Annotated in this window: 8 protein-coding genes; 4 read left to right on the forward strand and 4 right to left on the reverse strand. The window is 63.3% G+C overall.

The window, feature by feature from the left end; translation table 11 throughout:
* The 3 genes from carA to lepB form a co-directional block, all read right to left on the reverse strand.
* Positions 1 to 974 (reverse strand): glutamine-hydrolyzing carbamoyl-phosphate synthase small subunit (carA, locus tag VLE48_03055; protein ID HSA91963.1); only part of this gene is annotated, 974 nt, incomplete at its 3' end.
* A 65-nt stretch (positions 975 to 1,039) separates the two neighbouring features.
* The gene (locus tag VLE48_03060) at positions 1,040 to 1,336 is read right to left on the reverse strand and encodes a hypothetical protein (protein ID HSA91964.1); all 297 of its coding nucleotides are present in this window, start codon (positions 1,334 to 1,336) and stop codon (positions 1,040 to 1,042) included.
* 48 nt (positions 1,337 to 1,384) lie between these two features.
* A complete protein-coding gene (gene lepB, locus VLE48_03065) occupies positions 1,385 to 1,942 on the reverse strand; it encodes a signal peptidase I (protein ID HSA91965.1) in 558 nt (185 codons plus the stop codon).
* A gap of 129 nt (positions 1,943 to 2,071) precedes the next feature.
* Between lepB and VLE48_03070 the strand changes: the two genes are divergently transcribed.
* The 3 genes from VLE48_03070 (at position 2,072) to yvcK (ending at position 4,375) form a co-directional block, all read left to right on the forward strand.
* Positions 2,072 to 2,521: a PCYCGC motif-containing (lipo)protein gene (locus VLE48_03070; GenBank protein ID HSA91966.1), complete on the forward strand. Its 450-nt coding sequence runs from the start codon at positions 2,072 to 2,074 to the stop codon at positions 2,519 to 2,521.
* 263 nt (positions 2,522 to 2,784) lie between these two features.
* Positions 2,785 to 3,327: a tetratricopeptide repeat protein gene (locus VLE48_03075; protein ID HSA91967.1), complete on the forward strand. Its 543-nt coding sequence runs from the start codon at positions 2,785 to 2,787 to the stop codon at positions 3,325 to 3,327.
* 22 nt (positions 3,328 to 3,349) lie between these two features.
* Positions 3,350 to 4,375: a uridine diphosphate-N-acetylglucosamine-binding protein YvcK gene (yvcK, locus tag VLE48_03080; protein HSA91968.1), complete on the forward strand. Its 1,026-nt coding sequence runs from the start codon at positions 3,350 to 3,352 to the stop codon at positions 4,373 to 4,375.
* Positions 4,376 to 4,861: 486 nt separating this feature from the next.
* On the opposite strand, the gene VLE48_03085 is transcribed toward yvcK, so the two are convergent.
* Positions 4,862 to 5,272, reverse strand: coding sequence for a hypothetical protein (locus VLE48_03085; protein HSA91969.1), 411 nt, complete (start codon positions 5,270 to 5,272; stop codon positions 4,862 to 4,864).
* Positions 5,273 to 5,528: 256 nt separating this feature from the next.
* Between VLE48_03085 and glmU the strand changes: the two genes are divergently transcribed.
* The coding region (gene glmU, locus VLE48_03090; protein HSA91970.1) for a bifunctional UDP-N-acetylglucosamine diphosphorylase/glucosamine-1-phosphate N-acetyltransferase GlmU at positions 5,529 to 6,673 on the forward strand (1,145 nt) is incomplete at its 3' end.

The raw sequence follows: 6,673 nt of genomic DNA on the forward strand, positions 1-6,673 counted from the left end.
GTCAGCTCGACTTCGCTGGCCGCGAGCGAATCCGGGTCCACGGCGAAGTTGTGGTTGTGCGAGGTGATCTCGACCTTACCCGTCGCCAGTTGCTTCACCGGATGGTTGCCGCCGTGGTGGCCGAACTTCAGCTTGTAGGTCTTGCCGCCCAGCGCCAGCCCGATCAACTGGTGCCCCAGGCAGATACCGAAGATAGGCACGCGCCCCGCCAGCCGCCGGATGTTCTCCTGCGCGTACGTGCACGGCTCCGGGTCGCCGGGGCCATTGGAGAGAAAGACGCCGTCGGGCGCCAGCGTGAGCACGTCCTCGGCCGCCGTCTCCGCCGGCACTACCGTGACCTTGCAGCCGTTGGCCACCAGCTTCCTCAGGATGTTGTGCTTGATGCCGTAGTCGTATGCCACTACGTGGAAGCGCGCCGGCTCGTCCTTCACCCCGACCACTTCGGTGGGCTCATGCGAGCGCTCGCCCACTTCCCACACGTAGCGCTGTTTGGTGGTGACCACCTTGGCCAGGTCCTGGCCGTCCATCTTGGGGATGGAGAGCGCCTTGGCGATGAGCTTCTCGGCGTCCGTCTCCAGCGAAGAGATCACGCCGCGCATCACTCCGTGCTCGCGCAGGTGGCGCACGACGGCTCGCGAGTCGATCTCCGCGATTACCGGGATCTTGAAGCGTTCCAGGTATTCTTCCGCCACTTCCTGCGAGCGCCAGTTGGAGCTGATGCGCGAGAACTCGCGCACCACCAGCCCTTCGATGTAGGGCCGCGTGGACTCCTGGTCGTCAGGATTGGTCCCGTAGTTTCCGATCTGGGGATTGGTAAGGACTACGATCTGCCCGGCGTAGGACGGATCGGTGAAGATCTCCTGGTAGCCGGTGATGGCGGTATTAAAAACGACTTCCCCGTAGCACTCGCCTTTTGCACCGAACCCCTTGCCGCGGAAGACGCGTCCGTCTTCCAGCGCCAGGATGGCCTCCATTCGCGCTCCGGGAACTGGATTTTATGAATTCTAGCAGGCAATCGCGGAAGCGCCAAGCTTGACGTTCAGCGCAGCCGGCGCAGCATCAGCACCAGCGTGATGAAGAAAACCACGAACGCGGTCGGCGCCGCTACCTGCACGATGACGGTGCCCATCGGGGCGGCCCAATCCCCGGTGTCACGCACCGTGAGCAACAGCCCCAGCAGCGTCACCAGCACTACCGCGAAGAACGACAGGAACGCTCCTAGGATCGCCAGAATCAGGGCCCCGATGACCGTGCCCTGCCCCCGTCGATCCTGCTCTTGTTCTCCGGACTCCTCCGGCGCCTGTTCCGGCTGACCGGCCTGCTGTTCGTCCGCCACAGCCTCCCCCAGTGCCGCAAACCTGCGCGGTCCGACTGCGCTTGATTCCTATTGCAGCGTTCCCAGCCGCGCCACCGGCCAGTATACGAAAACCGCCTTGCCGTAAATGTTCTCTTCGCGCACCGGCCCGAACTCGCGGCTGTCATTCGACATCAGGCGGTGGTCGCCCAGGACATAGTACGCCCCCGGCGGCACCAGGACCTCGGGATAGGAACGGAAATCCCAATACTGCTTGGGGACATAAGGCTCATCGATCAAGGTGCCGTTCAGCAGCACGCGTCCCGCCGCCACCCGCACCCGGTCTCCGGGCACTCCAATCACGCGCTTGATGTAGCTCTTCGACGGGTCGCGCGGATAGCGGAACACCACGATGTCGCCGTGATGGATGGCCTCCAGCCGGTATACGAATTTGTTGATGAAAATGCGCTGCTGGTCTTCCAGGCTGGGCAGCATGCTGTTGCCTTCCACCTTCACCGGCTGGTACAGGAACAGGATGATGAAGGCGGCAATACCGCAGGCGATCAGCAGGTCGCGCACCCACGTCTGCCACACAGACCTCGGCGCCGCTGCGTGCTCGGCTGCGGGCTGGCTTTTGTCCGTGAGCATGCTGTCCTGTTCCGCTCCGATTTTAGATGAATCCGGCCGCACAAAGGTAATCCCGAGGGCGTGAACCCTTGGTAACCCTTCCGCTTTCTCCGCCATCCAACGCTAGGGTAGAATAGCGGTGGAGCTCTCATGAGACGAATCCTGACGCTTGCATTTGTGGCTTTGGTGACCGCGGCCACTTCGGCCCAGTGGGTCAGCCAGGCCTCCGAGATTCCTGCCTACCACACCCAGCCTCCCGCGAAGAGCGCAAAACTCCCGCCCATCCTTCCCGCGGCGGAGCGGGTCGGCGAGGGTTTCCGCTTCCCGTTCCAGGCCCGTTCTTACGAACTGGCCGAGAAGCACAGCCGTGTGCTCTACCAGCAGCCCTGCTATTGCTTCTGCGACCGCAGCATCGGTCACGGCAGCCTGCGCTCCTGCTTTGAGAGCGCCCACGGCGCTCACTGTGCCACCTGCATGAAGGAGGTCTTCTACACCCATCAGATGGTGCAGAAGAAGAAGACCGCGGCCCAGATCCGCGAAGGCATCATCCGTGGGGACTGGCAGCAGATCGACCTCCAGCAGGAAGGTTCCACTCCGTAGCATTGCACCGTCTCTGGTGCAGTTGACGCATTCGTCAGTTGCGCGTATAAGGGCTGCTTCATTGGTTCTTGGTCCGGTGCTGCCGGTTGTTTTCCACAGATGTGCACAGGGGCCTTGCAATCCCTTCCCCACGGAAAGCGTTAGTGATGAAACGAAAAGGCGCAGCAAAGCTCAAGCGTTCCGCAGCTAAGCGAAAGAAAAGAAAGGCGTCTGCGCGGACCGCGAGCTTCGTTCAATCCGCTCGACCGCAGCCTTTACGGCATGTGGCCCAGCTGGACGACCCTGCGCTCACCCAGCTTGTGGAAAACTACGAAGCCGGCTTGAAGGCCATGCAGGAGCACAAGTTCGAGCGGGCGAAAGCGCTGTTGGAGAAGGTCGTGAAAGGCCCCAGCCGGGAATTGGCGGATCGGGCCGCGGTGCATCTGAACACCTGCAACCAGCACCTGGCGCGCACTGGAACCAGCTTCAAGACGCCAGAGGAGCACTACGACTACGCCATTTCCCTCATGAACTCCGGCAGCTACCCGGAAGCCCGCAGCCATCTGGAGAAGATCCTCAAGCAGCACCCCAAGGCGGACTATGCCGTGTATGGCCTCTCCGTCCTGGATTGCCTGGCCGGCCGCGTGGAGGACTCGCTCCGCAGCCTGGACCGTGCCATTCGCATGAACGCCGCCAACCGCCTGCAGGCGCGCAACGATCCCGACTTCCAGAACCTGTTCGACGATCCCCGCTTCACCGAACTGCTCTACCCGGAGGAAGGTGTCGAAGCGCCGCCCTCGGTCCCTGCGGAGGGCAGGCGGCGGTAAACTGGCAGTCGCTTCCTCTCCCATGAGTTCTCCAGTCCAAGCGGAAGTCACGCCCGGTTGTCGTGTCGTGGCATTGGGCGGAGGCTCAGGACTCTCCGTGGTCCTGCGCGGTCTGAAGCGGCACGTGCTGGATGCGGCCATGCCGCCGGGTTCCTCTTCCTTCCCGGTTGCCGACCTCACCGCCGTCGTCACCGTAACCGACGACGGTGGCTCCAGCGGCCGCCTGCGCCGCGAGCTGCACATGCTCCCGCCCGGCGACATCCGCAACTGCATGGTGGCGCTCTCGGAGGACGAGGCCCTGCTCAGCCGCCTCTTCCAGTTCCGCTTCGCTTCCGGCTCCGGCCTGGAGGGACACAACTTCGGCAACCTCTTCCTCAGTGCCCTGACTTCCATCACCGGCGACTTTGCCGAAGCCGTGCGCCTCTCTTCGGGGATACTCGCCGCGCGCGGCCAGATCTTCCCTTCCACCACCGCCGATGTGGAACTGGAAGCCCTCATGGACGACGGCTCGCGCGTGCGCGGAGAAACCGCCATCAGCGCCAGTTCCCGGCGCATCCAGGAACTCTACCTCGTGCCGCCCGATGCGCGGCCCTTGCCGCAGACCCTGGCCGCCATCGCCGCTGCCGACCTCATCACCATCGGGCCGGGATCTCTGTTCACCAGCCTCATTCCCAACCTGTGCGTGCACGGCATCCCGGAAGCCATCGCCGCCGCGCCCGCGCTCAAGGTCTACGTCGGCAATCTCATGACCCAGGCCAATGAGAGTCTGGGGCTCAGCGCCGCCGATCATATCCGCGCCATCTTTCAGCACGCGGGCACCAGGGTCTTCGACCTGGCGGTGCTGAACTCGGCGCCGCTTTCGGCAGAACTGCGCGCCCGTTACGCCCTGGAGGGCGCGGCCCAGGTCGTCAACGATCTCGATGCCATCGCCGCCCTGGGCGTCCGTCCGGTGCTCGCTGACCTGCTCGAGCCGGACGGCGTCGCCCGCCACCGCTCCGACCGCCTCGCCTCCCTGCTGCTCGACCTCGTGCGGCAGCGGCGGGCGTGAGGCAGCCTTCGCGGCTCGCTTCTGCGCGCAAGATGCTCCGGTCACGACTACTGCGATTCTTCCCTTTTCCTAGGTACTGTTGGCCAGCTGTCGCCTCCTTTCGGCGGAGGATTGGAAGCGATGACAGCAATGTTGGGCGCGTCGAAGAATACTCTATCGCGAGGGCAGGGCGTGCGCTCTTTTTCGAGCCGAAAATCGAAAATGAGCTCGAAATCGTCCGTCTGAGGCATCCGGGGGAACCGCCAAGCTCGTGCGCTTTGCAGAGCTGGTGTCGCTAGGAGCTCGTGCCCATCCACAAGCCGAACCGTTTCCACGGTCCCGTCCATGGCCACATGAACACGAACATGCACCTTCCCTTGAACCTGCGCATATAAGGCCATCTCCGGGTACCGAGGAAACTCAATATGAACTGGAGCCACCTGTGCTTCCGCGTAGGGAGTCCACCGGGAGAGCACAAACGCAAGGACAGCGAGTAAACACCTAGCTCTACTGATTGGAAGCGTCCTTAAGTGTCTGGTTGCAGTTCTTGTCCACAGCTTTGTCGTTCCTCTCATGGAGTTTCTTGTCCCTTTCCTTGTTCCCTGTCCTGTCGTTTGGTATGACCTTCGTTAGGTGGGCAATCTCATGCAGCATGATGAACACTTGAGCCCCGAAGGAACCGCCCGAGAAACGCCCTCTATCAACGACGAAATAGTGACCTGCATCTGGACCTTCATTGAAGAATGCTCCTTGCGTGTTTACAGTGGCTATTTGGCCTGCCACGACAGAAGTGGCAGCGTCGACTCCTTCCGAAGTCAGGTCAGCCGCACCGATCAGGTTGCCTGAAATCGTGTTGTTAAGGAACTTGTCGAAATCCCCGAGGATGGTTGGATCATCCAAAACGGACGGGTGGCCCATCCTTCCGTCACCGGTACCGACGCTGAGGGTGCCCCACTCTTCGCGCAGCGAAGGGTGGGTTGAAGTAGGATCGCATCGCACAAACCTCCATCTATCACACTTCGGTCCAAGGCGAACACGGTGCCCCCCTTTTGTTCCGAAGCTTCCTGCCCTAACCCCTTCATTCCATCCCATGGCGAGGGACAGGGTGCGGCGTTGGCGGCCCGCGGCTCCATAGCCGATTCGCCGAAACACTCCCTGCTAAGATAGTCCCCGCATGGGCACACGCGGCAAGGCGCGCTTCGCCATCGCCATTCTGGCGGCGGGCAAGGGGACGCGGCTCAAGTCGAAGCATCCCAAGGTGCTGCATCCGGTCGGAGGCAGGCCGCTGCTTGCCCACGTGATTGACGCTGCGCGCCAAGTCGTGCCCGCCCGCGACATCCACGTCATCATCGGCCACGAGGCCGAGCGCGTACGCGAAGCCGTTGCCTCCACCGGCGTGCGTTTCGTGGTGCAGCAGCCACAGCGCGGCACCGGACACGCGCTCATGGTGGCGCGCCGCGCGCTGGCGCCCTATTCGCATGTTCTGGTGCTCTCCGGCGACGTGCCCCGCGTGCGCCCGGAAACCGTCGCTCGGCTGCGCGATTTTCATCGCGCGCAAGGCGCCGCCATGACCATCCTCACCGCCGAGCCGCCCGACCCCGCCGCCTATGGCCGTGTGATCCGCACCAACGGTGACGGGGTCTCCGCCATCGTCGAGGCCCGCGCGCTCACCCCCCAACAGCAGGATGCGCGCGAGATCAACTCCGGCATCTACGCTTTCGCCGTGGCGCCCCTCTTCCGGTATATTCGCCGCCTCTCGACCGCCAACTATCATCGCGAGTTCTATCTCACCGACATGGCGGCGATCCTGGCGGCCGCCGGGGAGCGCGTGGTCGCGTTGCGTGCTGAAAGCTCTGAAGAAGTTCTCGGCGCCAACACGCGTGCGGAACTGGTAGAACTGGACGCCCTGCTGCGTCGCGAAAAGTGCGCGCGACTCATGGACTCCGGCGTGACCATCTTTCAGCCCGAAACCTGCGTCATCGATGCCGCGGTTGAAATCGCACCGGACACGGTCGTCGAGCCTTTCGTGCAGATTCTGGGCAAGACGCGCATCGGTGGCGACTGCCGCATCCGCTCATACAGCGTAATCAGCGACTGCGAGATCGAGAGCGGCGTCACCATCCGTCCCGGCTGCGTTCTCGACCAGTCACGAGTGCGCCGTGGCGCCATTGTCGGCCCCTATTCCCACCTGCGTCCGGGAACCGACGTAGGCGAGGGCGCGCACGTGGGTAATTTCGTCGAAACCAAGAAGACGCGCCTCGGCCGCGGCTCCAAGGCCAACCACCTGACGTACCTCGGCGACGCCGAGATCGGCGCCGG

The organism is Terriglobales bacterium (assembly GCA_035454605.1).
GTDB lineage: Bacteria > Acidobacteriota > Terriglobia > Terriglobales > Acidobacteriaceae > DATMAB01.